Source organism: Streptomyces sp. G-G2 (assembly GCF_030063135.1).
Lineage (GTDB): Bacteria > Actinomycetota > Actinomycetes > Streptomycetales > Streptomycetaceae > Streptomyces.
On record NZ_JASISO010000010.1, the window covers coordinates 25,876 to 48,820 of the forward strand.

The 22,945-nt window shown below is 72.4% G+C and carries 26 protein-coding genes; 10 read left to right on the forward strand and 16 right to left on the reverse strand.

What is annotated here, in order from left to right:
- Positions 1-92: 92 nt before the first annotated feature.
- Positions 93-371 carry a GlsB/YeaQ/YmgE family stress response membrane protein gene (locus tag QMF80_RS10555; protein ID WP_283451939.1) on the reverse strand — a complete coding sequence of 93 codons (279 nt, stop codon included), beginning with the start codon at positions 369-371 and terminating at the stop codon, positions 93-95.
- Between the two features lie 177 nt (positions 372-548).
- Here QMF80_RS10555 and QMF80_RS10560 point away from each other — a divergent pair, with 177 nt between their 5' ends.
- Complete coding sequence (locus QMF80_RS10560; protein ID WP_283451941.1) at positions 549-881, forward strand: DUF3099 domain-containing protein; 333 nt, start codon at positions 549-551, stop codon at positions 879-881.
- A 147-nt stretch (positions 882-1,028) separates the two neighbouring features.
- Entirely contained in the window at positions 1,029-1,271 is a 243-nt protein-coding gene (locus QMF80_RS10565) for a hypothetical protein (RefSeq protein WP_283451942.1), read from the forward strand.
- Between the two features lie 70 nt (positions 1,272-1,341).
- Here the strand turns inward: QMF80_RS10565 and moaA are convergent, their stop codons facing one another.
- The 3 genes from moaA to QMF80_RS10580 form a co-directional block, all read right to left on the reverse strand.
- The gene (gene moaA / locus QMF80_RS10570; protein WP_283451944.1) at positions 1,342-2,331 is read right to left on the reverse strand and encodes a GTP 3',8-cyclase MoaA; all 990 of its coding nucleotides are present in this window, start codon (positions 2,329-2,331) and stop codon (positions 1,342-1,344) included.
- A 244-nt stretch (positions 2,332-2,575) separates the two neighbouring features.
- Positions 2,576-4,201 (reverse strand): monocarboxylic acid transporter, encoded by a 1,626-nt coding sequence (locus QMF80_RS10575; RefSeq protein WP_283451946.1) that lies wholly within the window; start codon positions 4,199-4,201, stop codon positions 2,576-2,578.
- A complete protein-coding gene (locus QMF80_RS10580) occupies positions 4,198-4,575 on the reverse strand; it encodes a DUF485 domain-containing protein (RefSeq protein ID WP_283451947.1) in 378 nt (125 codons plus the stop codon). Before QMF80_RS10580 ends, QMF80_RS10575 begins: the two co-directional genes overlap by 4 nt.
- Positions 4,576-4,863: 288 nt before the next feature.
- Here QMF80_RS10580 and QMF80_RS10585 point away from each other — a divergent pair, with 288 nt between their 5' ends.
- Entirely contained in the window at positions 4,864-6,396 is a 1,533-nt protein-coding gene (locus tag QMF80_RS10585; RefSeq protein ID WP_283451950.1) for a S8 family peptidase, read from the forward strand.
- A 78-nt stretch (positions 6,397-6,474) separates the two neighbouring features.
- Here the strand turns inward: QMF80_RS10585 and QMF80_RS10590 are convergent, their stop codons facing one another.
- From QMF80_RS10590 to QMF80_RS10600, 3 genes are read right to left on the reverse strand one after another with little or no spacing between them, the layout of a single operon-like run.
- On the reverse strand, positions 6,475-7,518 hold the full coding sequence (locus tag QMF80_RS10590; protein WP_283451952.1) for a zinc-dependent alcohol dehydrogenase family protein: 1,044 nt from the start codon (positions 7,516-7,518) through the stop codon (positions 6,475-6,477).
- 46 nt (positions 7,519-7,564) lie between these two features.
- Positions 7,565-8,251: a lysoplasmalogenase gene (locus tag QMF80_RS10595; protein ID WP_502962817.1), complete on the reverse strand. Its 687-nt coding sequence runs from the start codon at positions 8,249-8,251 to the stop codon at positions 7,565-7,567.
- Positions 8,248-9,192: a sterol desaturase family protein gene (locus tag QMF80_RS10600; RefSeq protein WP_283451953.1), complete on the reverse strand. Its 945-nt coding sequence runs from the start codon at positions 9,190-9,192 to the stop codon at positions 8,248-8,250. Before QMF80_RS10600 ends, QMF80_RS10595 begins: the two co-directional genes overlap by 4 nt.
- Before the next feature lie 113 nt (positions 9,193-9,305).
- Here QMF80_RS10600 and QMF80_RS10605 point away from each other — a divergent pair, with 113 nt between their 5' ends.
- Together QMF80_RS10605 and QMF80_RS10610 are read left to right on the forward strand one after the other, a co-directional pair.
- Complete coding sequence (locus QMF80_RS10605) at positions 9,306-9,923, forward strand: NACHT N-terminal Helical domain 1-containing protein (RefSeq protein ID WP_283451955.1); 618 nt, start codon at positions 9,306-9,308, stop codon at positions 9,921-9,923.
- Complete coding sequence (locus tag QMF80_RS10610; protein WP_283451957.1) at positions 9,890-12,415, forward strand: NACHT domain-containing protein; 2,526 nt, start codon at positions 9,890-9,892, stop codon at positions 12,413-12,415. The genes QMF80_RS10605 and QMF80_RS10610 overlap by 34 nt, the downstream gene beginning before the upstream one ends.
- A gap of 197 nt (positions 12,416-12,612) precedes the next feature.
- Here the strand turns inward: QMF80_RS10610 and QMF80_RS10615 are convergent, their stop codons facing one another.
- Genes QMF80_RS10615 through QMF80_RS10630 form a run of 4 tightly spaced genes read right to left on the reverse strand, consistent with a single transcriptional unit; the run spans position 12,613 to position 16,827 of the window.
- Positions 12,613-13,845, reverse strand: coding sequence for an amidohydrolase family protein (locus tag QMF80_RS10615; RefSeq protein ID WP_283451960.1), 1,233 nt, complete (start codon positions 13,843-13,845; stop codon positions 12,613-12,615).
- The gene (locus QMF80_RS10620; protein WP_502962818.1) at positions 13,842-15,134 is read right to left on the reverse strand and encodes an amidohydrolase family protein; all 1,293 of its coding nucleotides are present in this window, start codon (positions 15,132-15,134) and stop codon (positions 13,842-13,844) included. Before QMF80_RS10620 ends, QMF80_RS10615 begins: the two co-directional genes overlap by 4 nt.
- Positions 15,135-15,145: 11 nt before the next feature.
- Positions 15,146-16,030: an SDR family NAD(P)-dependent oxidoreductase gene (locus QMF80_RS10625; RefSeq protein WP_283451962.1), complete on the reverse strand. Its 885-nt coding sequence runs from the start codon at positions 16,028-16,030 to the stop codon at positions 15,146-15,148.
- A complete protein-coding gene (locus QMF80_RS10630) occupies positions 16,030-16,827 on the reverse strand; it encodes an acetoacetate decarboxylase family protein (RefSeq protein WP_283451964.1) in 798 nt (265 codons plus the stop codon). Before QMF80_RS10630 ends, QMF80_RS10625 begins: the two co-directional genes overlap by 1 nt.
- A 111-nt stretch (positions 16,828-16,938) precedes the next feature.
- On the opposite strand from QMF80_RS10630, the gene QMF80_RS10635 reads away from it, so the two are divergent.
- The 5 genes from QMF80_RS10635 to QMF80_RS10655 all read left to right on the forward strand — a co-directional run bounded on the left by QMF80_RS10635 (position 16,939) and on the right by QMF80_RS10655 (position 20,577).
- Positions 16,939-17,562 (forward strand): TetR/AcrR family transcriptional regulator, encoded by a 624-nt coding sequence (locus tag QMF80_RS10635; RefSeq protein ID WP_283451966.1) that lies wholly within the window; start codon positions 16,939-16,941, stop codon positions 17,560-17,562.
- 80 nt (positions 17,563-17,642) lie between these two features.
- Positions 17,643-18,617, forward strand: a complete 975-nt coding sequence (locus tag QMF80_RS10640; protein ID WP_283451967.1) for a DEDDh family exonuclease — start codon at positions 17,643-17,645, stop codon at positions 18,615-18,617.
- A 64-nt stretch (positions 18,618-18,681) separates the two neighbouring features.
- Entirely contained in the window at positions 18,682-18,915 is a 234-nt protein-coding gene (locus QMF80_RS10645) for a metallothionein (protein WP_283451969.1), read from the forward strand.
- 81 nt (positions 18,916-18,996) lie between these two features.
- Positions 18,997-19,812 carry an SURF1 family cytochrome oxidase biogenesis protein gene (locus tag QMF80_RS10650; protein WP_283451971.1) on the forward strand — a complete coding sequence of 272 codons (816 nt, stop codon included), beginning with the start codon at positions 18,997-18,999 and terminating at the stop codon, positions 19,810-19,812.
- Between the two features lie 9 nt (positions 19,813-19,821).
- The gene (locus tag QMF80_RS10655; RefSeq protein WP_283451973.1) at positions 19,822-20,577 is read left to right on the forward strand and encodes an SDR family oxidoreductase; all 756 of its coding nucleotides are present in this window, start codon (positions 19,822-19,824) and stop codon (positions 20,575-20,577) included.
- 15 nt (positions 20,578-20,592) lie between these two features.
- Here the strand turns inward: QMF80_RS10655 and amaP are convergent, their stop codons facing one another.
- The 5 genes from amaP to QMF80_RS10680 are packed head-to-tail and all read right to left on the reverse strand — an operon-like array spanning position 20,593 to position 22,873.
- Complete coding sequence (gene amaP, locus QMF80_RS10660; protein WP_283451974.1) at positions 20,593-21,147, reverse strand: alkaline shock response membrane anchor protein AmaP; 555 nt, start codon at positions 21,145-21,147, stop codon at positions 20,593-20,595.
- A 5-nt stretch (positions 21,148-21,152) separates the two neighbouring features.
- Positions 21,153-21,749 carry a DUF6286 domain-containing protein gene (locus QMF80_RS10665; RefSeq protein WP_283451976.1) on the reverse strand — a complete coding sequence of 199 codons (597 nt, stop codon included), beginning with the start codon at positions 21,747-21,749 and terminating at the stop codon, positions 21,153-21,155.
- The gene (locus QMF80_RS10670; protein WP_283451978.1) at positions 21,746-22,138 is read right to left on the reverse strand and encodes a hypothetical protein; all 393 of its coding nucleotides are present in this window, start codon (positions 22,136-22,138) and stop codon (positions 21,746-21,748) included. The genes QMF80_RS10665 and QMF80_RS10670 overlap by 4 nt, the downstream gene beginning before the upstream one ends.
- 7 nt (positions 22,139-22,145) lie before the next feature.
- Positions 22,146-22,373, reverse strand: a complete 228-nt coding sequence (locus QMF80_RS10675) for a hypothetical protein (protein WP_283451980.1) — start codon at positions 22,371-22,373, stop codon at positions 22,146-22,148.
- A gap of 56 nt (positions 22,374-22,429) precedes the next feature.
- Complete coding sequence (locus QMF80_RS10680) at positions 22,430-22,873, reverse strand: Asp23/Gls24 family envelope stress response protein (protein ID WP_283451982.1); 444 nt, start codon at positions 22,871-22,873, stop codon at positions 22,430-22,432.
- Positions 22,874-22,945 lie beyond the last annotated feature (72 nt).

Below are 22,945 nucleotides of genomic sequence, written 5' to 3' on the forward strand. Positions count from 1 at the left end.
GCTCGGCGGGGGGGCGTGTAGGTACTCGTGGTCGGTCCGGCCCCCTCCGCCGTGGGCGGGCGGCGCGCTCAGGTCACGAGCGGGCGGCCCGCTCAGGTCATCTGCCGCCTGTTGCCCCTGACCATGTTGTAGACCAGGTCACCGAGCCCGACGACCACGACCGCCCCGGCCAGTTGGAGCAGGTGGCGGATCCAGTCGATCCCCTTGGTGTCGTGCACGCCGATCCAGCCCGCGACGGCGTTGCCGAGGATGGCGCCGATGATGCCGAAAATGGTGGTCAGCCAGAGGGGCTGGTGCTGCTTGCCGGGCAGGATCGCCCGGGCGATCAGACCCAGCACGAACCCGACGATGATCGCCCACAACCAATGCATGCCGCCTCCTCGTGGCGCGATGTGCGCATGTCAGCACAGTCTCGTGCCGGACCCGCGGGCCCGCATTCCGGGTGACTCCAATCGGGCGATACCCGCCCTCCTCGGCGCGACGGACGCGGCGTACGGTGGAAGGGTCCGGACCGGGGAGCGTCCGGCGGGCGGATCGGGTGGTGGAACGTGGAGCGGAAGAAGCGCAACGGTGCCGAGGTCTTCCGGATCACCGGAGCGCGCAAGGGCCTCGCCGAGGACGTGCGGGGCCGGGAGCGCCGGTACGTGATTTCGATGGGGATCAGGACGCTGTCGGTGATCCTGACCGTGGTCCTGTGGAACGTGGAACGGCCTGTGGCGATCGTGACGCTGGTGGTGGGCGCGCTGCTGCCGTACGTCGCCGTGGTCATCGCGAACGCGGGGCGCGAGTCGACGCCTTCGCTGCCCTCGCACTTCATCCCGGCACCTGTGCGCCCCGCTCTGGACCCGGGAAACCTCAAGAAAAGCTCAGATCAATCATGAAGTTCCGGTGCACCGCACCGGGTCCTGCGTGACATACTGCCTACGCGCTCCGCATCCCCCGTCGGAGCGACGGACCGACGCCGGGCAGCTCCCCCCGTGGCTGCTCGGCGTCGCCCTTCCGTTCGTATCGTTTGTAGGGTTGAGGCTGTGAACTCCCCTGATACGAGCGAGACCCCCGTCTGTTCCGGCAAGGGCTGCCGCGATGCCGCGGTCTGGGTGCTGGCGTGGAACAACCCGAAGCTGCACACTCCGGAGCGGCGCAAGACCTGGCTCTCCTGCGAGGAGCACCGGGAGCACCTCACCCATTTCCTGGGGGCCCGGGGATTCCTCAAGGACGTCGTGAAGATCGACGAGTGGGTACAGCCGGAGGGCTCGGAACGACCGTACTGACCGGCCGTTCCGAGCCCTCCGCGCCACCGTCGTACGGGTTCCCCCGGGGCGAACGGTGCCTGACGCGGTACTAGCCGCCGATCGCCGACATCGGGCGGTCGGGCTGGAGGAAGGCGGGGTCGTCCAGACCGGAGCCCGCCTTCTTGCCCCACATCGCCACCTTCCACAGGCGGGCGACCTCCTCGTCCGAGGCGCCGGAGCGCAGGGCCGCGCGCAGGTCGGACTCCTCGGTGGCGAACAGGCACGTACGCACCTGGCCGTCGGCGGTGAGCCGGGTCCGGTCGCAGGCGCCGCAGAACGGCCGGGTCACGGAGGCGATGACGCCGACGGTGGCGGGGCCGCCGTCGACCACCCAGCGTTCGGCGGGGGCGGAGCCGCGCTCGTCGGCGCCTTCCTCGGTGAGGGTGAAGCGGGTGCGCAGCGAGGCGAGGATGTCCCCGGCGGTGATCATGCCGTCGCGCTTCCAGCCGTGCTGGGCGTCGAGCGGCATCTGCTCGATGAAGCGCAGTTCGTACTCGTTGGCCACGGCCCAGGCGAGCAGGTCGGGGGCCTCGTCGTCATTGAGCCCGGGCATCAGGACAGCATTGACCTTGACCGGGATCAGCCCCGCCTCGCGGGCGGCGGCCATGCCGTCGATGACGTCCTTGTGGCGGTCACGGCGGGTGAGGGTCTTGAACACCTCGGGCCGCAGGGTGTCGAGCGATACGTTGACCCGGTTCAGGCCCGCCGCCTTGAGGGCGGCGGCGGTGCGCTTGAGGCCGATGCCGTTGGTGGTGAGGGACATCCGGGGGCGGGGCTCCAGGGCGGCGCACTGCTCGACGATCCCGACCAGGCCGGGGCGGAGCAGCGGTTCCCCGCCGGTGAAGCGGACCTCGGTGATGCCGAGGCTGGTGACGGCTATCCGGATCAGGCGGACGATCTCGTCATCGGTGAGCAGGTCCGGCTTGCCCAGCCACTGCAGCCCCTCTTCCGGCATGCAGTACGTGCAGCGCAGGTTGCACCGGTCGGTGAGCGAAACGCGCAGGTCAGTGGCCACGCGGCCGAAGGTGTCGATGAGCACTGTGGGCCCCCTTCCCTGTCCGGTTCTACAGAGGTTTTCGCCGCTTTGGATAAATGCGAGCGTTGTACTCGAGCCTACGCGACGGTTGTGACATGAAGCGCTGCCCGAAGGAACGAGACGCGGTGTGGCCGTGTCGTAGGGAAGTACGACACGGCCACGCTGGGTGTTCGGCCCCTCTCACAGGAGCACGCTTCACGCCGGAGCACGCTTCTCATGTGAGCACGCTTCTCATGTGAGCACAGTGTCAGTGCGCGCCCGTTCCGGTAAGGGACCGGACCTCCAGTTCCGCGAACTTCTGGGGGTCGGCCGGCTCCTTGGAGAGCAGCGTCCCCAGCCAGCCGAGGAGGAAGCCGAGCGGGATGGAGATGAGGCCCGGGTTCTCCAGCGGGAACCAGTAGAAGTCGGCGTGCTTGAACATCGAGGTGGGCTTTCCGGACACGACCGGGGAGAACAGCACCAGGACAACCGACGAGACCAGGCCGCCGTAGATGGACCACAGCGCGCCCTGGGTGGTGAAGCGCTTCCAGAAGAGGCTGTAGAGAATCGTCGGCAGGTTCGCGGAGGCGGCAACCGCGAAGGCCAGGGCGACCAGGCCCGCCACGTTCATGTCGCGGGCGAAGGCGCCGAGCAGGATGGCGGCCGCGCCGATGAAGACGGTGGACCAGCGGGCGGCCCGCATCTCCTCCTTCTCCGTCGCCTTCCCCTTGCGGATCACGTTCGCGTAGATGTCGTGCGCGAAGGACGAGGAGGAGGCGAGGGTGAGCCCGGCGACCACGGCGAGGATGGTCGCGAAGGCGACCGCCGAGATGACGGCGAGCAGGACCGCTCCCCCGGTGGTGCCGACGCCGCCCAGGTACTCGGCGAGTTGGGGTGCGGCCGCGTTGCCCGCCGGGTTCTTCGCCTTGATCTCCTTCGGTCCGATGAGGGCCGCCGCGCCGAAGCCGAGCGCGATGGTCATCAGGTAGAAGGCGCCGATGATGCCGATGGCCCAGTTCACGGACTTGCGGGCGGCCTTGGCGGTGGGCACGGTGTAGAAGCGGATCAGGATGTGCGGAAGGCCCGCGGTGCCGAGGACCAGGGCGAGGCCGAGCGAGATGAAGTCCAGCTTGGAGGTCCCGGTCGCGCCGTACTTCTGTCCGGGCTCCAGGAACGCGGCGCCCTTGCCGCTCTTCTCGGCGGCCGTTCCGAGCAGGTCGGAGATGTTGAAGTTGAACTTCAGCAGCACCAGGAAGGTCATGAGCAGCGCGCCCGCCATGAGCAGCACGGCCTTGACCATCTGCACCCAGGTGGTGCCCTTCATGCCGCCGATCGTGACGTACACGATCATCAGTACGCCGACCAGCGCGACGATCAGGATCTTGCCCGCGTCGCTGGTGATCCCGAGGAGCAGCGAGACCAGCACACCGGCCCCGGCCATCTGGGCGAGCAGGTAGAAGATCGAGACGACGATGGTGGAGGCTCCCGCGGCGGTGCGCACCGGGCGCTGGCGCATCCGGTAGGCGAGGACGTCGCCCATCGTGTAGCGGCCCGCGTTGCGCAGCGGTTCGGCGACCAGGAGGAGCGCCACCAGCCAGGCGACCAGGAAGCCGATGGAGTACAGGAAGCCGTCGTAGCCGAAGAGGGCGATGGCTCCGGCGATGCCGAGGAAGGACGCGGCGGACATGTAGTCGCCGGAGACCGCGAGGCCGTTCTGGAAGGCGGTGAACTGGCGGCCGCCCGCGTAGAAGTCGGAGGCGCTCTTGGTATGGCGTCCGGCCCAGACGGTGATGCCGAGGGTGGCGGCGACGAACACCGCGAAGAGGGTGACGATCAGCGGCCGGTGCTCGGTGGTCGAACCGGCGGCGAGCTGGACGAGGGTGGTACTGCTCACGCTTCGGCCTCCATGCGGGACTTGATGGCCTCGGCCTTGGGGTCGAGCTTCGCCGAGGCGTGCCGCGAGTAGAGCCAGGCGATGAGGAAGGTGCTGGCGAACTGGGCGAGGCCGAGGACCAGCGCCACGTTGACGTTGCCGAAGAGCTTGGTCCCCATGAAGCCGCCCGCGTAGTTCGAGAGGAACACGAACAGCAGGTACCAGGCGACGAACCCGATGGTGAGGGGGAAGGCGAAGGAGCGGTGGGAGCGGCGCAGGGCGGCGAACTCGGCGCTCTGCTGCTCCTGGACGAACGCTGCGACCGTGGGGCCCGGGTGGTGGTCGGGGCCGACGGCACCCGGGCCGTCGGGGGGCGGCGCTGTTTCGGTGGTCACGGGCGGCTCTCCTTGTGGCGCGGGTGCGGTGGGGACGACGGACAAGACGACCTCCATGAGGGGCGACGGTGACGCTGATCCCCCCTGTCAACGGCACGGTCGGCGCAACGAGACGGTTCAACACCCGCTGAATCTTCGGAGAGTGGGCTTCCGGATCGGCCGGAACGGGGACTGTTTTCTCGAACTGATGGCGCGGAGCCGAACACCGGCGCTAGCTTCACCTGTCATGAACCCGTCCTGACGCACATCCGTGTCAGGACGGCTTTTTCACGATGATGTGGAGACCCCATGGCTCATCTGGGAACCGTCCGCAGGCGCGCGCTCGCCGTGCCCGTCGGCCTGGCGCTCACGGCTTCGCTCGCCTTCCTCCCCTCGGTGGCGGCCTCCGCCGCACCGCTGGGAGCGGCTGCCTCCGCCGAGCCCACCGCCTCGGGACCGGAGCTGTCGTACGTGGTGAACCTGACCGCGTACGCCACGGCCAAGGAGGCGAAGAAGGCCGTCGAGCGCGCCGGTGGCACGGTGGTGACGGCCTATGAGCAGATCGGGGTCGTCGTCGCCCACTCCCAGAACCCCGACTTCGCCAAGGTCCTGCGGGCCCAGCGCTCTCTGGTGGTCTCGGTGGGCGCCACCCGTACGGCCCCGCTCAAGGCGGTGCAGACCGACGAGGAGGGCACCACCCAGAAGCTCAGCGCGGCGGACGCAGCCAAGGCCGCGGCGCAGGCCGCGCCGGGCGAGGAGCCGCTGGAGCCCAACCAGTGGGACCTGCGGGCGATCAAGGCCGACCAGGCACAAAAGATCAATGACGGCAGCCCGGACGTCACGGTGGGCGTCATCGACACGGGGGTCGACGACACCCACCCCGATCTGGCGGCGAACTTCTCGAAGGGGCAGTCGGCCAACTGCGTCGGCGGGGTCGCGGACACCACCGAGGGAGCCTGGCGCCCGTATGCCGACGGCAGCGACCACGGCACCCACGTGGCCGGGACCATCGCGGCCGCCCGCAACGGCATCGGCATCAGCGGGGTGGCGCCCGGGGTGAAGGTCGCCGCGATCAAGGTGGCCGAGCCCGGGACCAGCCTGTTCTTCACCGAGGCGGTCGTCTGCGGGTTCGTGTTCGCCGCCGAGCACCACATCGCGGTGACGAACAACAGCTACTACGTCGACCCCTGGTACTTCAACTGCAAGACGGACGACGACCAGAAGGCCCTCGTCGAGGCACTCACCCGGGCCAGCCGCTACGCGGAGCGCAAGGGCACCCTGACCGTGGCCGCGGCGGGCAACGCGAACTGGGACCTGGCCGCGCCCTCCATCCTGGACGGGACCAGCCCCGACGACGCGACCCCGGTACCGCGCACCATCGACCCGAAGGTCTGCCTCTCGCTGCCCGCGCAGCTGCCGGGCGTGGTCACGGTGACGGCCACCGGCGACCAGGGCCTGCGCTCGTACTACTCCAGCTACGGGCTCGGCGTGGCCGACGTGACCGCGCCGGGCGGCGACAAGTGGCAGGTCCCGGCCACCCCGGACGCCAACGGGCGGGTCCTGTCGACCCTGCCGGGCGGCGGCTACGGCTACAAGCAGGGCACCTCGATGGCGACCCCGCACGTGGTGGGCGTCCTGGCGCTGCTCAAGAGCAAGTACCCCTGGGCCGCGCCCTCGCAGCTCCAGGCGATGCTCAAGGCACAGGCCGACCCGAAGAGCTGCCCGGACAAGATCTACGACGCGACCGGCGCCCTGATCGACGCGGCCACCTGCAAGGCCAAGTGGGGCCAGACGAACTACTACGGCGCGGGCATGGTCAACGCCCTCGACGCGGTGAAGTAACCGGGCGGGACGGCCGGACGACATGAGGAGGGGCCGGGGGGGAGTGTTCCCGCCCGGCCCCTCCTCATGTCACTCCGGTCAGAGCTTGATCATGACCTTGAGGGCGCTGCGGTCGTCCATCGCGCGGTAGCCGTCCGGCACCTCGGCCAGGGCCACGGTCCGGTCGAAGACCGGCGCCGGGTCGATCGCGCCGTTCAGTACGTCCTCCAGCAGCTCCGGGATGTAGGCCCGGACCGGGGCCACACCGCCGCGCAGGGTGATGTTGCGGTCGAACATGACCCCGAGGTCCAGGCCCGTACCGCTGCCGTGCGGCACGCCGACGTACCCGATGGCCCCGCCGTCGCGGGTGATGTTCACGGCGGTGCGCATGGACTGCTCGGTGCCGACGGCCTCGATGACCGCGTGCGCGCCCTGGCCGCCGGTCAGTTCCCGTACGGCCGCCTCGGCGGCCTCTCCGCGCTCGGCGACCACGTCGGTGGCCCCGAAGATGCGGGCTATGTCGGTGCGGGCCTCGTGGCGGCCCAGCGCGATGATCCGCTCGGCGCCCAGGCGCTTGGCGGCCAGTACGCCGCACAGGCCGACCGCGCCGTCACCGACCACGGCGACCGTGGAGCCCTTGCGGACGCCCGCGCCCAGGGCCGCGTGGTGCCCGGTGCCCATGACGTCGGAGAGCGCGAGCAGCCCGGTGAGGAGGTGCTCGTCGGAGGCGGCCGCGGCGGGCAGCTTCACGAGGGTGCCGTCGGCGTGCGGGACGCGCACGGCCTCGCCCTGGCCGCCGTCGAAGCCCACCGAGCCCCAGAAGCCGCCGTGCACGCAGGAGGTGTGCAGACCCTCGACGCAGTAGGCACAGGTGCCGTCGGACCACATGAAGGGGGCCACGACGAGGTCGCCCGCGCGCACCCCGGAGACGGCGGAGCCGGTCTCCTCGACGATGCCGACGAACTCGTGCCCGATGCGCTGGCCCGGCTGCCGCTTGGCCTCGCCCCGGTAGGCCCACAGGTCGCTGCCGCAGATGCAGGCGCGCAGCACGCGGACGACGGCGTCTTCGGGCCGCTGGACCGCGGCGTCGGGCACCTCCTCCACGCGGATGTCGTGCGGGGCATGGATGACGGTGGCGCGCATGGTGCGGTCCTTCGGTTACTTCAGGGAATCAGAGTGGCCAGAGCGGTCAGACTGGTAGGACTTCCCTACGGTACGCCCGGTCGCCCGCGAGGGCTCCGTCAGCCAGCAGGTACTGCGCCGCCGCGTAGGTCGCCATCACCCAGAAGTCGGGCCGGGGCAGCTGCGGCCAGTCGGCGACCCCGGTGGCGATGAGCGTGTCCGAGAGCAGGAACAGCGCCCCGCCGAGCCCGGCCCGCCACCCCAGCGCCCCGGACCGCCAGGCCATCGCGGTGAGCAGGAGGCTGTATCCGGCGACCGGGATCCGCAGCTCCGGCGGGAGGTCCCCCCAGAGCAGGCAGACGGTGGTGACGAGCGCGAGGGCGTACGCCGCCCCGGCGAGCGGGGAGACCGGGCGCCGCCCGAAGAGCACCAGGTAGCAGACGTGCCCGAGGGCGAAGGAGCCCATGCCGAGGAGGAAGGCGGGGTCGGCGTCGAAGAGCAGCGCCAGGTCTCCGCCCCAGCCGAAGAGCAGGGCGCCGGTCAGCGCGCGGGGGGCGCGGCGGCTGAGCGCGTACCCGATGAGCAGGGGCATCAGCAGGGGCTTGAAGACCTGGTGCCCGGTCTCCCACCCGGCGAGCAGGGAGCCCAGGTCGGCGGCGGTGGCGACGACGAACCCGGCCAGGGCGGCGCGGCCCAGGGCGGCGCGGCGCGGCGCGGGACGGGGTACGGGGCGCGGCGCGGCCGGGGCGCTCACGCGGCGGGCTCGGCGGCGCCGGCGGTGGCCGTGACCACGGGAGCGGCGGGAGCGGCGGGAGCCGCAAGAGCCGCAAGAGCCGCAGGAGCCGCGGGAGCGGGCACGGCGGCGCCGGCGGGCTGCCAGCCCGGGCCGCCGAAGACCCGCCCGGCCCGCTCGCGCCAGCTGGTGGCGGCCCGTACGTCCCGGGCGATGGCGGCGTACTCGTGGGTGGCCACGCGCAGCGGGTTGTAGGTCTCGATGTTCTTGGTGAGGCCGAACTCGGGCCGCTCGGTCTCCCCCACCCAGGAACCGAACATCCGGTCCCAGACGATCAGGATCCCGGCGAAGTTGCGGTCCAGGTAGCCGCCCTGCGAGGCGTGGTGGACCCGGTGGTGGGAGGGGGTGTTGAAGACGTACTCGACGGCGCGGGGCAGCTTGCCGATGCGCTCGGTGTGGATCCAGAACTGGTAGACGAGGTTGACCGAGTAGCAGAAGGCCACGGCGGCGGGGTGGACGCCCAGCGCGATCATCGGCAGGTAGAACGGCCAGGAGGTGGCGCTCGTCCAGGGCTGGCGCAGGGCGGTGGTGAGGTTGAACTTGCGGCTGCTGTGGTGCACCACGTGGCAGGCCCACAGGACACGGATGACGTGGTGCCCGCGGTGCTGCCAGTAGTAGAGGAAGTCCTGGGCGAGCAGCATCAGCGGAACCGTCCACCACAGCACGGGCACGCGCAGCGGGGTGAGTTCGTAGACCGCCGTGTAGATCGCGACGGTCGGGATCTTCCACAGCAGGTCGAAGACGAGGCTGCCCAGGCCCATGCCCACGCTGGTCACGGCGTCCTTGGCCGCGTACCCGGCGGCGTCCTCGTCGGGATGGAGCCGGTAGCTCACCAGCTCGATGACCGTGAGCAGCACGAAGGCAGGTATGGACCACAGCACGACATTGGGCAGGTTCGGCATGTCCGCACCATAGAGGCGCGTTCCACCGGCCCGCTAGATGTTGTTACCGATCGGTATTCAACGGTGTTACCCGCGGTACCGGAGATACTGTCCGACCGGGGCGGGGAGGCCATGTGAGCGGTTTAGAGACGGTTCTCTTGAAAGTGGCGGGCACGGCGCTGGGCGCGCTCGTCAAAACGCTGCTGGCGCAGGCTCCGGGGGCGGGCACCACGGCCGATCCGGCCCGCCCGGCCCCGCGCTGGCGCCGCCCGGCGGAACTCGGCGAGGCGGAACTGGCCCGCCTCACCACCACCCTCGCCGGTCGCCTGCACACCCCCGGCTCCCGGCTCCCCGAGCACGAACGGCTGGCCGCGCTGGACGCCGTACAGGACGCCTTCGCCGGGCTCGGCGCACTGGACCCGGACGCCCTGTTCGCGCTGGACCTCGACCCGGACCGGCTCGCCGCGGCGCTGCCCGGCCCGCCGCCGGGCCTGGGCGACGCGGCGCGGGCACTCTACGGGGAGCTGCTGGAACTGTGCTGCCGGCACGCCGTCGAGTACGTCACCACCCTGCCGGGCTTCGGCGCCCGCGCGGACCTGGAGGTGATCCGGCGCACCGGGGACCTGGGCCGCGAGCTGGACGCCGTACGGCCGGGCTGGGTCCCGCGCCCGGATCGGCGGCGGCGGACTTCGAGGAGCGGTACGCGGCCTACATCGCGGTGGCCCACGGGCGCCTGGAGCTGTACGGGCTGACCTTCAGCCAGGCCCGCCAGGATTGGCCGCTGGACCTGGCCTACATCAGCCTCTCGGTCAGCGGCGACCAGCCGTACGAGGAGCTGGGGCGGCAGGCGGTGACCACCGTCGAGACGGCGCTGAGCACCTCCGGACGCGTCCTGCTGCGCGGGCCCGCCGGATCGGGCAAGAGCACCCTCGTCCAGTGGCTGGCGCTGAACGCGGCCCGCCGCAGCTTCGGCCCGGAACTGCGCGAGCTCAACGCCTACGTACCCTTCGTCCTGCGGCTGCGCTCCTTCACCTCGCGCGACGCGCTGCCGATGCCGGAGGACTTCCTGCGCGCCTGCGGGATACCGCTCCACGGGGAGGCGCCGCCCGGCTGGGTCAGTTCGGTGCTGCGCGCCGGACGGGCCCTGATCCTGATCGACGGGGTCGACGAGGTACCGCAGCGGCTGCGCAACCGGACCGAGGCGTGGATCTGGTCGCTGGTCGACGCCTATCCCGAGGCCCGGTACATCGTCACCACCAGGCCCTCCGCGGTGCGCGACGACTGGCTCTCGGGCCACGCCTTCGCCCCCATGTCCCTGCTGCCGATGGAACGCAAGGACGTCCAGGCGTTCCTGACGCACTGGCACGACGCGGCGCGCGCGGAATGCGGATCCGCCGAGGGCCGGGCCGAACTGGACCGCTACGAGACCTCGCTGGGCCAGGCGGTGCGGCTGCGCCGGGACCTCGGCAGGCTCGCCACCAACCCCCTGATGTGCGCGCTGCTGTGCGCGCTGAACCGGGACCGGCACATGCACCTGCCGCGCGCCCGCAAGGAGTTGTACGACGCCGCCCTCGACATGCTGCTCGTCCGCCGGGACAGCGAACGGGAGATCATCAGCGTCGAGGGGGTCTACCTCACCCGGGACGAGCAGACCCTGCTGCTCCAGCGGCTCGCCTACTGGCTGATCCGCAACGGCCAGGTCGAGGCGGACTGCGACGAGGCCGTGGAGATGGTCGACGAGTGGCTGGACGCCATGCCGCAGGCCCGGGCCCAGGGCACTGCCCGGCAGGTCTTCCGGCACCTGCTGATCCGCAGCGGCCTGCTGCGCGAGCCGGTCCCGGGCTCGGTGCACTTCGTCCACCGCACCTTCCGCGACTACCTGGGCGCCAAGGCGGCCGTCGAGGCGCGGGACTTCGGCGTCCTGGTCCGCAACGCCCACGAGGACGACTGGTACGACGTCATCCGGATGGCGGTCGGTCACGCCCGGCCCGACGAACGGGCCCGGCTGCTGCGCCAGTTGCTGCGCCGGGCCGACCGCGCCAAACGGGACAGCAGCCGGCTGGTGCTGCTCGCGGCCGCCTGCCTGGAGCACGCCCCGGAACTGGACCCGGAGGTGTGGCGGGAGGTGGAGACCCGCACCGCCCACCTGCTGCCGCCGCATTCGGTGCGCCAGGCCGAGGAACTGGCCAAGGCGGGCGAGCTGGTCCTGGAGCTGCTGCCGGAGCCCGCGGACCTCACCGAGGCCGAGGCGGCCGCGACGATCCGCACGGCGGCCCTGGTCGGCGGGGACCGGGCGCTCCAGGTGATCGCCGGCTTCCGGCGGGACGACCGCTATGAGGTGAGCCACGAGATCTGCGGCTCGTGGGGCCTCTTCCCCACCGAGGACTTCGCGGACGCGGTGCTCGCCGACGCCCCGGTCCGCAGCGCGCACCTGCACGTCAGCACCCCCGAGCAGCTGGCCGCCTTCGAACGGCTCCCGCACATCCGGCGGCTCCACCTCACCTGGGACAAGGAGGTGCCGCCGGCCGTCACCGCACGCCGTGACCTGGAATGGCTGGTCCTGCACCGCAGTCCCGGGCTGACCGGCCTCTCGGAGCTGACGGACCTCCCCGCGCTGCGCCACCTCGGGGTCTACGACTGCCCGAACCTCACCGGCATCGAGGCGGTCGGCGACATACCGGCGGACAGCCTCGCCTTCGGCTACCTTCGGGACGGCCTCTCGCTCGCCCCGCTGGCCGAGGTCACCGGGCTGCGCTCGCTCGTCATCGGGTACGAGCCCCGGGAGCGCCGGATCGGGGACGTCCCGGCCGCCGGGACCCTGACCTCGCTGTCGCTGTGGCAGGGCGCCCGCGGGCTGACCCTGGACGGGATCGACCGCTGGCCGGGGGTGGAGAGCCTGACGATCGCCGGGCCCTGGCAGTACGGGCAGCTGGTCGCCCGGCTGCCGCTGGGCGGGCTGCGGAGCCTGGAGATCCGGCACACCGCGCCGGTGTCGGTCGCCGCCCTCACCCCGTACCGCTGGCTGACCGGGCTGCACCTGCGCCGCTGCGGGATCGAGGGCACGCTGGAGGCGGTCGCCGAGTTCCCGGCGCTGCGGCGGCTGACGCTGACCGAGTGCTCCGGCCCGGTCGACCTGTCCCCGCTCGCGGCCCTGGACGGGCTGACCGTGGAGCTGGACCGGCGCACCACCTTCACCGGGGCGGAGCGGATCCCGCCCGAGCGGCTCACGTACGTCGGGAACTGACCGCCCCGCCCGAGCGGCTCGGGTACGTCGGGAACTGACCGCCCCGGCCGGGCGGCTCGGGTACGTCGGGAACTGACCGCCCCGGCCGGGCGGCTCGGGTACGTCGGGAACTGACCGCCCCGGCCGGGCCGCACGGGTGGGGCGTACCCGGGCGGCTCGGGTGGGGCGCACCCGGGCCGCCCGGCGGGGAGGCGCCGCTACCAGACGCGGACGGAGGCGCCGCGGGCGAAGGCCGGGCTGGTGGCCTGCGGCGGGATCTCCGTCAGGGGCTCGGCGACCTCCGAGACGAGCGGGCCGTGCTGGGCGGCCAGCTTGTCCAGGAAGGGCAGGTCGAACCCGTAGACCCGGGCCGCGTTGCCGCCGACCATGGCCGCGACCTCCTCCCGGGGCAGGCCCGCGTAGGCGATGCGCAGCCCTTCCCGGGAGTAGGGCGTGGTGCCCTCGTCATGGGGGTAGTCGCTGCCCCACATGATCTTGTCGAGGCCGATCCGGTCGCGCAGCGGCACCTCGTGGGGGCGCATGAAGCTCGCGCCCACGAAGCAGTTGTCCCGCCAGACCTCGCTGGGGCCCTTGCCCATCGACTCCGCGAGGCCAGCGCCGAACTTGGACTCGGCGGTGGTGGCCCGGGCGGCCGCGTTCACCAGACGGGCGTGGTAGTAGTCCAGCATGTCCAGGACGCCCGGGATCCAGCCGGAGCCCTGCTCCGTGAGGACCAGTGTGAGGTCCGGGTGACGGCGGAAGGCACCGCCGAAGACGAGGTGCCACAGGGCGCGGTGGGAGAACCAGGTGGTCTCCACCATGAAGACGGCCCGGGCCGCCGGTTCGTCGCCCAGCGGCGGTGAGGCCGAGCCGCCGTGGTGGTTGACCGGCACGTCCAGTTCCGCGCAGACCGCCCACAAGGGGTCGTACACCTGTGAGTACAGCTCCGGGACACCGCTGCCCGGCGGGGCGCCCGGCAGCAGGATCCCGCCCGTGAGCCCGGCCTCCTTGGTGCGCCGGATCTCCCGGACCGCCTCCTCGACGTCGTTCAGCAGGATCTGCCCCACTCCGGCCCGGCGCCCGGGGGCGTCCGCGCAGAAGTCGGCGAGCCAGCGGTTGTGCGCCCGCAGCCCGGCCCAGCGGAGCTGGAACTCGGCGGCGGTCGGGGGCGGCGCCATCAGGGCGGTGCTGGGGAAGAAGGGCGGGATGGTGTTCGGGAAGAGGACTTCCGCGACGATCCCGTCCGCCTCCAGGTCGCTCAGGCGCCGCCGGGAGTTCCAGTTCCGGTCGGCGGTGTCGGCCAGGAGGTCCTCGTACGGATTGACGTAGGCGGCGGCCCAGGCGTCGAACTCCTCGTGGTGGCGCTCCTCCAGGTACGGCTTGTAGTCCAGCAGGTCGGCGCCCGCGTGGCAGTCCGCCGAGATGACCGTGTAGCGGTCGTCGGACGTCACTGGTCCACCCCCAGCACCGGGAAGTCGCTCCCGGTCAGCCAGTGGCGGCCGGTCTCGCGGGAGCGGGACCAGGAAGCCGCCACGGCCGCCTGGTCGGCGCCCTGGCCCAGTTCGGCCGGGGTCGGGCCGATCCGGCGCGCCAGGGGGCCGAGCGCGGCGGTGTCGAAGCCGAAGACCTCGGCGGCGGCCAGGCCCAGCATCCGGCGGGTCTCCTCGACCGGGATGTCGTGGAAGGTGTTCTTCAGCCAGGTGCGCGTGTTCGGCCAGGTGCCCTCGGGGTGCGGGAAGTCCGAGCCCCACAGGATGTTGTCCACGCCGATCTCGTAGCGCTGCGCCAGTTCACGGCGCTTGGTGTTGGTCGCGCACACGAAGACCTGCCGGTCCAGGTACTCGCTCGGCGGGCGCTTCAGCTCGGCGAACGGCGAGAGCTTCTTGCCGCCGTGCGCGCCGAGGTAGAGCCGGTCCATGAACCACAGCTGGTTCGGCAGCCACCAGCAGCCGGACTCGGCCACCCCGAACTTCAGGCCGGGGTGGCGCTCGAAGACCCCCGACCAGAGCAGGAACCACAGGGGGCGGGCGGGCCACCAGGTGACCTCGGAGACGTAGATGCCGAGGTGGTCGCCGTACTCGTGGCGCGGCGCGGCCCCCGAGTGGGTGACGATCGGCATCGCGGTCTCGGCCGCCGCCGCCCACACGGGGTCGTAACGGCGGTCGTGGTAGGGCGCCTTGTCCACCCACATGGACGGGATCATCAGGGCCCCGAGTCCGGACTCCTTGGCCCGGTGGATCTCGGCGACGACCCGGTCGGGCTCGCCCGTGATGGGCAGCAGGGCCACCCCGCAGTGCCGCTCTGGGTTCTGGGAGACGAACTCGGCGAGCCAGCGGTTGTGCGCCTGCGCGCCCGCCATGCCCAGCTCGGGATCCTGGTCGCCGGAGAGCCCGAGGCCCACGCCGAAGGGCGCGGCGGTCTGGCTGTCGACCGCGTCGGCGTCGGGGAAGACCACCTCGGCGGCCACGCCGTCGCCGTCGAGTTCCTTGAGCCGCTGCGCGGGGTCCCAGCCGCCGCGCAGCCCTTCCTCGTTGTCGTGGAACCACTTCTCCGCGAAGGCCTCGTTGCGGATGCCCAGGCGGGTGGCCTCCTCGCGGCGGGCGTCGCGCTGGCCGAGGAACGCGTCGAACTGGGGGTGGAAGCGGCGGTCCAGATAGGGGCGGTACCGCTCGGTGGGCAGGCCCGCGTGGCAGTCGGAGGAGATGATCAGATACGGGTCTTCGTACGGTATGTCACTCACTGCACGGCTCCTCAGTCGAGGATGAAGCTCTCCAGGTAACCGGGGTTGGCGCGGTCGAGCATGGACTGCGACCGGGCGCGGATCTGCCGGTCGCTGTGCTCGCTGGCCGGGAGCATCCAGAAGCGGTCGGCGCGGATGCCATCGACCACGTGCTCGGCGACGTCCTCGACCGGGGTGAAGTTCACGTCGTGCCCGGCCTGCCTCATCGCCGTCTCGTACTGGTCGAGGCTGCGGTACGGCGCCTTGCGCGGGCGTTCCTTGGCGTACCGGTCGGGCCGGTTGCGGTGGGACTCCCACAGTCCGGTGCGCAGCATGTGCGGGCCGGGGAAGAGGACGGAGGCGCCGACGTCCACGCCCTCGGCCTTGAGGTGGGCGTACAGCGACTCGGTCATGGTGACCACGGCCGCCTTGGTGACGGCGTACACGGAGGCGGTGGGCAGCGGGGCGATGCCGCCGTCGCCGGAGGAGGTGTTGACGACGTGGCCGGGGGCGCCGCCCGCGATCATGCGCGGGACGAAGGCCTGGATGCCGTGGAAGACGCCCCAGACGTTGACGGAGAAGGCCCATTTCCAGTCATTGGGCTCGTGCTCCCACATCCGCCCCTCGGCGCCGGAGCCGACGCCCGCGTTGTTGCACAGCACGTGGACCGCGCCGAAGGTGTCGTAGGCGGCGTCGGCGAGGGAGAGCACGGAGTCGCGGTCGCTGACGTCGACGGCCCGGGCGAGCACCTCGGCTCCGTCGGCGGCGAGTTCGTCGGCGGCCTTGCGCAGGGCCCCCTCCTCGACGTCGGCGAGGACCACCTTCAGGCCCTCGGCGGCGAAGCGGCGGGCCATGGCGAGGCCGATGCCGCTCGCGGCCCCGGTGACGACGGCCACCTGGCGGGCTTCGAGGCGCATCAGACGCTCCCCTCGGGCGGCCCGTCGAGGATCTGCATCGGGTCGTCGTAGCGCTGGTGGATGTACGGGAGGAGGGCTTGGGCGCTGACCCGCTCGACCACCCTGCCCTTCTGGTCGGTGGTCTTCTCGCCGATGGTGATCTCGACGATCCGGCGCACCGGCAGGTCCGCGACCGGGTCGAACATCGACTCCCTCAGGACGATGTCACCGGTGATGTGTTCCAGCTTGCGGACCTTCTCGTTGCGCGTGCAGTGCACGAGGACCGGGTCCGCGTCGAAGCCCTCGCCGTCCACGGCGGGCAGGAACTTGAAGTAGAAGTCGGTCTTGGTGGTGGGCTCGGGCACGGGCAGCTCCCGGTCCACCGCGCCGCGCACCTCGACGAAGGCGATCCCGTGCCGGGCGAGGGAGGCCTGGACGACGAGCCCGTCGCGCTGGACGGCCACCTCGCCCAGCTTCTTCGGCTCGCCGAACACCTCGCGGCCGCCGATCAGGGCGCGCTCGTGGGTCATCGGCATGACGAGCGGGTACCAGCCCTCGACCCCGCCGTGCTGGGCGGCGACGGCCACCGAGCCCGCGCCGAGCGGATAGCCCGGCAGGTCGACCTTGCTGATGTTGGCCCGTACGAGCGGCCGGTCGGCGGGCTTGAGCGGCGGCGGGAGCACCGCGGCGATCACGTCCGGATCGCTCTCCCAGACGGCCACCACACCGGTGGACCAGATGTCGGGGAGCTTGGAACTCTTCTCGCGCGAGGCCGAGATCTCGGCTTCGGTCCGCGCGCCGTACCGTACGCGTGCCATGGGAAGCACCACCCTTCGGTCGGTTCTGTAACACAGTTACACTGCCGACGATGAAGGGTAAAGAGGGCTGCACCGACCAGAACTGACGTACCAACAGATTCGGGGACCACGATGGCCAGAAGCTCGCTCACCCGCGAGGAGGTACTGGAGGCCGCCGCGTCCCTGGTCAAGCAGCACGGACCGGCGGCCCTCACCATGCGCAAACTGGCCGCCGAACTCGGTACCGCGGTGACCTCCATCTACTGGCACGTCGGCAACCGCGAATCGCTGCTCGACGCCCTCGTGGAGCGGACCGTCCGGGACATGGGAGCCGTCCGGCCCACCGGCCGCACCCCGGCCGAGCGGATCGTCTCGGTGGCCCGGATCCTGCGCCGCGAGCTGCGCGCGCGCCCGCACCTGATCGCGATGGTCCACGAACGCGGGCTGACCGAGCGGATGTTCCTGCCCGCGCAGCAGGCGCTCGTGCACGAGGTGCACGCGGCGGGGCTGCGCGGGGCGCGCGCCGCGGACGTGGTCCGCGCGGTGCAGTTCCAGATCGTCGGGTCCGTCCTCATCGAGCGCAACCGCGAACGCTCCCCCGCGCAGTCCCCCGCCGAGGGCGAGGTCTGGGACCCGGCCGCGGCCCCCGACGACCCGGCGCTCTCCCGCGCCCTGGCCCGTCCGGCGGATCCGGAGCGGCTGTTCCTGCTGTCGGTGCGGACCCTGGTGGCGGGACTCCTGGCCCCCGCCGGATGACCGCCGGCGGACCGTCCTCCCCGGGTACTGACGGGGCATCGGGCTCCGGGTGTCAGTCGGGGCGGATATCCTCTGTGACCATGCCCGACGACCGTACGACCGCAGAGACGACGTGGCCGACCGCCTACCCGCAGGGGTACGCGGTCGTCGACGTGGAGACCACCGGGCTCGCGCGCGACGACCGGATAATCTCCGCCGCCGTCTACCGGCTGGACGCGCGGGGCAATGTGGAGGACCACTGGTACACCCTGGTCAACCCGCAGCGCGATCCCGGACCGGTCTGGATCCACGGACTGACCACCGACGTGCTCCAGGACGCGCCGCTCTTCGGTGAGATCGCCGAGGAGTTCGCCGGGCGGCTCGCGGACCGCGTGCTCGTCGCGCACAACGCCATCTTCGACTGGCAGATGATCGCCCGGGAGTACGCGCGGGCCGCGGCGACCGCGCCGGTCCGTCAGCGGCTGTGCACCATCGCCCTGTCGAAGGAACTGAACCTGCCGCTGCCCAACCACAAGCTGGAGTCGCTCGCCGCGCACTTCGGCGTGGTCCAGCAGCGCGCCCACCACGCGCTCGACGACGCGCGGGTGCTGGCCGAGGCCTTCCGGCCCTCCCTGCACGCGGCCGCGCGCGACGGCGTACGGCTGCCGCTGCTGGAGTGCCGCCCGCTGACCGAGTGGTCGGACACCCCCGCCACCCCGCGCGTCGGCTACCAGGCCTCCTACGGCGGCGCGTCCAGCTGGCGCCCCTCGCGCAAGCGGCCGCCGTGCCCGCACCCGAACCCTGGGCGGTACGAGGACGGCAAGCCGCTCCGGCAGGGCATGCGGATCGCGTTCTCCGGAGACACCTCGGTGGACCGGGAGCTGCTGGAGGACCGCGCGGTCGAGGCGGGCCTGCACATCGCGACGAGTGTGTCGCGGCTCACCAGCCTGCTGGTGACCAACGACCCGGACTCGTCGACGTCGAAGACGGTCAAGGCCGCGTCCTTCGGCACCCCGGTCGTCGACGAGGCCGCCTTCACCCAGCTGCTGCGGGACGTGGCTGCGGCAGACGGGTGACCCTCGGGCGACTCGCCCGGCGACCGCTTTCCCGTCCGGCCCGTCCGGTCCCACTCTGTGGCGCATGGCACGTTGCGAGGTTTGCGGAAACGATTACGGCATGTCCTTCGAGGTGCACGCGCAGGGCGCGGTGCACGTCTTCGACTGCTTCTCCTGCGCCATCCACCGCATGGCACCCATCTGCGAGCACTGCCGGGTCCAGATCATCGGGCAGGGCGTCGAGGTCGACCAGCAGTGGTTCTGCGGGGCGCACTGCGCCCGCGCGGAGGGGAAGGTGGGCGTCGTCGACCGCGCCTGACCGGCGCCCGGGCCCGGGCGGGTCACCGCCGCGGGTCACCCGGCGGCCGGGGCCCGCGCGGCGAGGGGTACCGTCAGGGGCGTGTACCGCTTTGTACTGACCCGGCAGTGGCTGGGCCTGCACCTCCTGGCCCTCGTCCTGATCCCCTCGATGATCCAGCTGGGGTTCTGGCAGTTCCACCGCCATGAGCACCGGGTCGCCCAGAACGAGCTGATCGCGGCGAACCTGTCCGCGAAGCCCGCTCCGATGACCGAGCTGACGTCTCCGGGGCACACGGTGCCCCGCGCCGATTTCTGGCGCGCCGTCACCGCCACCGGCACCTACGACACCGCGCACGAGGTCGTCGTACGCATGCGGACCTCGAACGACGAGAAGGTCGGCTTCCAGGTCGTCACCCCGCTGGTGCTGGGTGACGGCCGGGTGGCGCTGGTCAACCGCGGCTGGGTCCCGGGCAACGGCGATCCGCGCGCCTATCCCCCGGTGCCCGCCGCCCCCTCGGGCGAGGTCACGGTCACCGGGAGGCTGAAGGCCGACGAGAGCAGCGGGGACGGCGGGATCCGGGACCGCACGGGCCTCCCGGACCGCCAGGTGATGCTGATCAACAGCGAGCAGCAGACGGCGTACCTCAAGAAGCCGGTGCTCGGTGGCTACCTGGAACTGACCGGACCGGTCCCTCCCGGCGGCAGCCCCGAGCCCGTCGGTGAGCCCGACCACGACTCGATCGGCCCGCACATGGCCTACGCCGTGCAGTGGTGGCTGTTCACCGCCGCCGTGCCGGTGGGCTGGGTGATCCTGGTCCGGCGCGAGAAGCGCGACCGCGAGGAAGCGGCGGCCAAGGCCGCGGCCGCGGGCACCGGTGGGTCCGAGGAGCCGCAGCCGCAGCCCGCGACGGCGTAACGTACCGGCATGGATCTTGGACTGAAGGACCGTGTCTACGTCGTCACCGGAGCCACCCGCGGCCTCGGCTTCGCCAGCGCCCGCGAACTGACCGCCGACGGCGCGCGCGTGGTCATCACCGGCCGGGACGAGAAGCGGGCGGCCGACGCAGCCGCCGCGCTCGGCCCGGACGCGGTCGGCGCCGTCGCCGACAACGCCGACCCGGACGCCCCCGCGCGCCTGGTCGCCACCGCCCGCGAGCGCTTCGGCCGCTTCGACGGCATCCTCATCAGCGTCGGCGGCCCCGCCCCGGGCGCGGGCGCCGACAACACCGACGAACAGTGGCAGAGCGCCTTCGACTCGGTCTTCCTGGGCGCGGTACGACTGGCCCGCACCGCCGCCGCCGAACTCGGCGAGGGCGGGGTCATCGGCTTCGTGCTGTCGGGCTCGGTGCACGAGCCCATCCCCGGGCTGACCATCTCCAACGGGCTGCGCCCCGGGCTCGCGGGCTTCGCCAAGTCCCTCTCCGACGACCTCGGCCCGCGCGGGATCCGAGTGGTCGGCCTGCTGCCCGCGCGCATCGACACCGACCGGGTACGGGAGCTGGACGCCCTCTCGGGCGACGCGGCGGCGTCCCGCGCGGCCAACGAGTCCCGCATCCCGCTGCGCCGTTACGGCACCGACCGGGAGTTCGGCCGCGCGGCGGCCTTCCTCCTGTCCCCGGCCGCCTCGTACCTGACGGGCGTCATGCTGCCGGTCGACGGCGGCGCCCGGCACGGCTTCTGAACCCGGCGGCAGGAGTCAGCTGACCCGCTGGGCACGGTGGTCGGCGACCTGGAAGCGGGCCTCCGCGAGGAGTTCGGGGAGGCCCGCCGAGGCGCGGGCGTGGTCGAGGACCGGGCCCGTCAGGGAGGCGAGGACGTCCGCGGGGACGGCGTGCGGCTCCAAGCGCACCGCGAGCCGCAGCGCCGGGGCCGCGCGGCGTCCGCGCAGGGCGACCCCGCAGTGGGCGACCCCGTCCAGCGCGCCCACCTCGGCGGCCACCGCCTTCTCCAGGGCCCGGCCGCGCAGCAGGGCGAACTCCCCGTCCCCGGTGTCGACCACGACGGCCGCCAGGCGGGAGCGGCGCAGCTGCGCGAGCAGCCACCACAGGGCGAGCAGTACGCACAGGGCCAGGGCGGCGGCGACCGCCCACCACCACCAGGCCTCGGAGTGCCAGTGCCGTCGGCGGGCGGTGCTCAGCAGAGCCGCGTGGCGGCCTTCGAGCGGCCGGTAGCCGGTGAGTACGGCGCCCGCGCCCGCCAGCAGCACCAGCCCGGCGAGGGCGAGCAGGATCCGGTTCACCACCCCGAGCATCCGGATCACCCCTTTCCGGCCGGGCTGACCCGCACGCGGGGTGCGGGCGCGTGCGCCAGGCCCAGTTCGGTGAGGCCGACGGCGAGGACGGCGTCCAGGTCGGCCCGTACGTCGTCCAGTTCACGGAAGTGCGACGCCGCGCGCACGCTCACCCGGGACCGGGTCACCTTCACCCGGGCCGACTGGACCCCGGACACCTCCATGGCCCGGTCGCGCAGCACCAGGGCGGCGGCCTTGCGGCCGATCCCGGCGCGCATCCCGGCGCCCGCGCCCGGCGACCGCATCGGCAGCACCGAACGCAGCCCGGGGGCCAGCGCGAGGAACAGCAGGAGCAGCCCGGCCAGGGCCAGCACCGCGCCCGCGACCACCACACCGGTGTCGGCGGGGGTGTGCCGCTCCAGCAGCCGGGCGAGTTCGCGGCGCCAGCGCATCCCGGGCCGGTGGGCCCGTACGGCGGCGAGGTCGTAGAGGAGGAGCCCTGCGGCGCCCAGCACCACGAGCGCGGTGAGCGCGGCCGGGATGCGGCGGGCCGAGCGGAACCGGGGCACGGAGCCCGGCCGGGCGGTGTCCGGGCCCTCGCCCGGGCCGGGGGCCGCCGTCACCGCAGCCGCTCCCGGCGGGCGGGCCCGGACCGGACCGGGTGCAGCCGCTCCACGTCGATGTCGACTTCCGGGACGGCCATCCCGGCGCAGTCCTCGACCCGGTGCGCGACCTGGTGGCGCACGGCGGCGCACTGGGCGGCGAGGTCGGCGGGGTAGCCGAGTTCGAGGCTGATCCGGACCCGGGCGACGTCGTGGTGCACGGTGACGGTGGCGTGCGGGGGCGCGGCCTCGGCGGGCGGGGCGGCGGGCAGCCCGGCCAGGGCCTCCCGGGCCGCCTGGGCCGCGATCTTGGCCACGACCCGGTCGGCGATCTGGGTGGCGCCCCGGTCGGCGGGAGCCACCTTGGGCGGGGTGCTGCGGGGAGCACCGGCAGGACGGGGCGCGTTCACCGGGGCCTCACCGGCGCCGGTCGTCGCGGTCCCGGCCGCGGCCGTCGCCCCGCGGGGAGCCCCGGTCGCGGGGGCGGAAGAAGTCGCCCGGGTCGAGGTCCCCGTCCAGGAACCGGCCCACGACGAAACCGACGGCGCCGAGCGCCGCCACCAGCAGGAAGGCACCGAACCCGCCGAAGTACCCGGCGAACCCCAATGCCATGCCGGCCAACAGGCCGACGACCGCCATGCTCATACGGAGATCCTCTCGGCGAGATCGTGGTGTGGAGTGTGGAGTGCGAGGTGCGGGGGCTAATGGAGCCGGGGCTCCGGCTCCTCGTCCTCTTCGTCGGGCAGCTTGACGTCGCCGACGGCGATGTTGACCTCGACGACCTCCAAGCCGGTCATCCGCTCCACGGCGGCGATGACGTTCTCCCGGACCGCCCGCGCGACGTCCCTGATCGACACGCCGTAGTCCACGACGATCTCCACGTCGAGTGCGGTCTGCAGCTCACCGACCTCGGCCTTGACGCCCCGGCTGACCGAGGACTTCGCACCGCCGGGGACCCGGTCGCGGACCGCGCCGAAGGTACGGGAGAGACCGCTGCCGTTGCCCATGGCGTGGACGCCGAACACCTCCCGGGCGGCCAGGCCCGCGATCTTCTCCACCACGCCGTCGGCGATGGTGGTGCGGCCCCGGTCGGCCGGGTCCTTCGACAGGCCCCCCGATGCGGATGCGGATGCCGATTCGCTCATCACGGTGTCCTTTCACGCGTGTGGACTCCTGACCACCGTAAGCGCGCATACCCGTCGAAGCGCCGAGGACTA

Excerpts from the sequence above, each read along its gene's own strand:
- QMF80_RS10600 (WP_283451953.1), bottom strand. The coding sequence starts at position 9,192 with ATGCCGAACCTGCCCAATGTCGTGCTGTGGTCCATACCTGCCTTCGTG.
- QMF80_RS10555 (WP_283451939.1), bottom strand. The coding sequence starts at position 371 with ATGCATTGGTTGTGGGCGATCATCGTCGGGTTCGTGCTGGGTCTGATC.
- QMF80_RS10680 (WP_283451982.1), bottom strand. The coding sequence starts at position 22,873 with ATGAGCGAATCGGCATCCGCATCCGCATCGGGGGGCCTGTCGAAGGAC.
- QMF80_RS10655 (WP_283451973.1), top strand. The coding sequence starts at position 19,822 with ATGGATCTTGGACTGAAGGACCGTGTCTACGTCGTCACCGGAGCCACC.
- QMF80_RS10625 (WP_283451962.1), bottom strand. The coding sequence starts at position 16,030 with ATGCGCCTCGAAGCCCGCCAGGTGGCCGTCGTCACCGGGGCCGCGAGC.
- amaP (WP_283451974.1), bottom strand. The coding sequence starts at position 21,147 with ATGCTCGGGGTGGTGAACCGGATCCTGCTCGCCCTCGCCGGGCTGGTG.
- QMF80_RS10645 (WP_283451969.1), top strand. The coding sequence starts at position 18,682 with ATGGCACGTTGCGAGGTTTGCGGAAACGATTACGGCATGTCCTTCGAG.
- QMF80_RS10635 (WP_283451966.1), top strand. The coding sequence starts at position 16,939 with ATGGCCAGAAGCTCGCTCACCCGCGAGGAGGTACTGGAGGCCGCCGCG.
- QMF80_RS10630 (WP_283451964.1), bottom strand. The coding sequence starts at position 16,827 with ATGGCACGCGTACGGTACGGCGCGCGGACCGAAGCCGAGATCTCGGCC.
- QMF80_RS10590 (WP_283451952.1), bottom strand. The coding sequence starts at position 7,518 with ATGCGCGCCACCGTCATCCATGCCCCGCACGACATCCGCGTGGAGGAG.
- QMF80_RS10675 (WP_283451980.1), bottom strand. The coding sequence starts at position 22,373 with ATGAGCATGGCGGTCGTCGGCCTGTTGGCCGGCATGGCATTGGGGTTC.
- QMF80_RS10640 (WP_283451967.1), top strand. The coding sequence starts at position 17,643 with ATGCCCGACGACCGTACGACCGCAGAGACGACGTGGCCGACCGCCTAC.
- QMF80_RS10585 (WP_283451950.1), top strand. The coding sequence starts at position 4,864 with ATGGCTCATCTGGGAACCGTCCGCAGGCGCGCGCTCGCCGTGCCCGTC.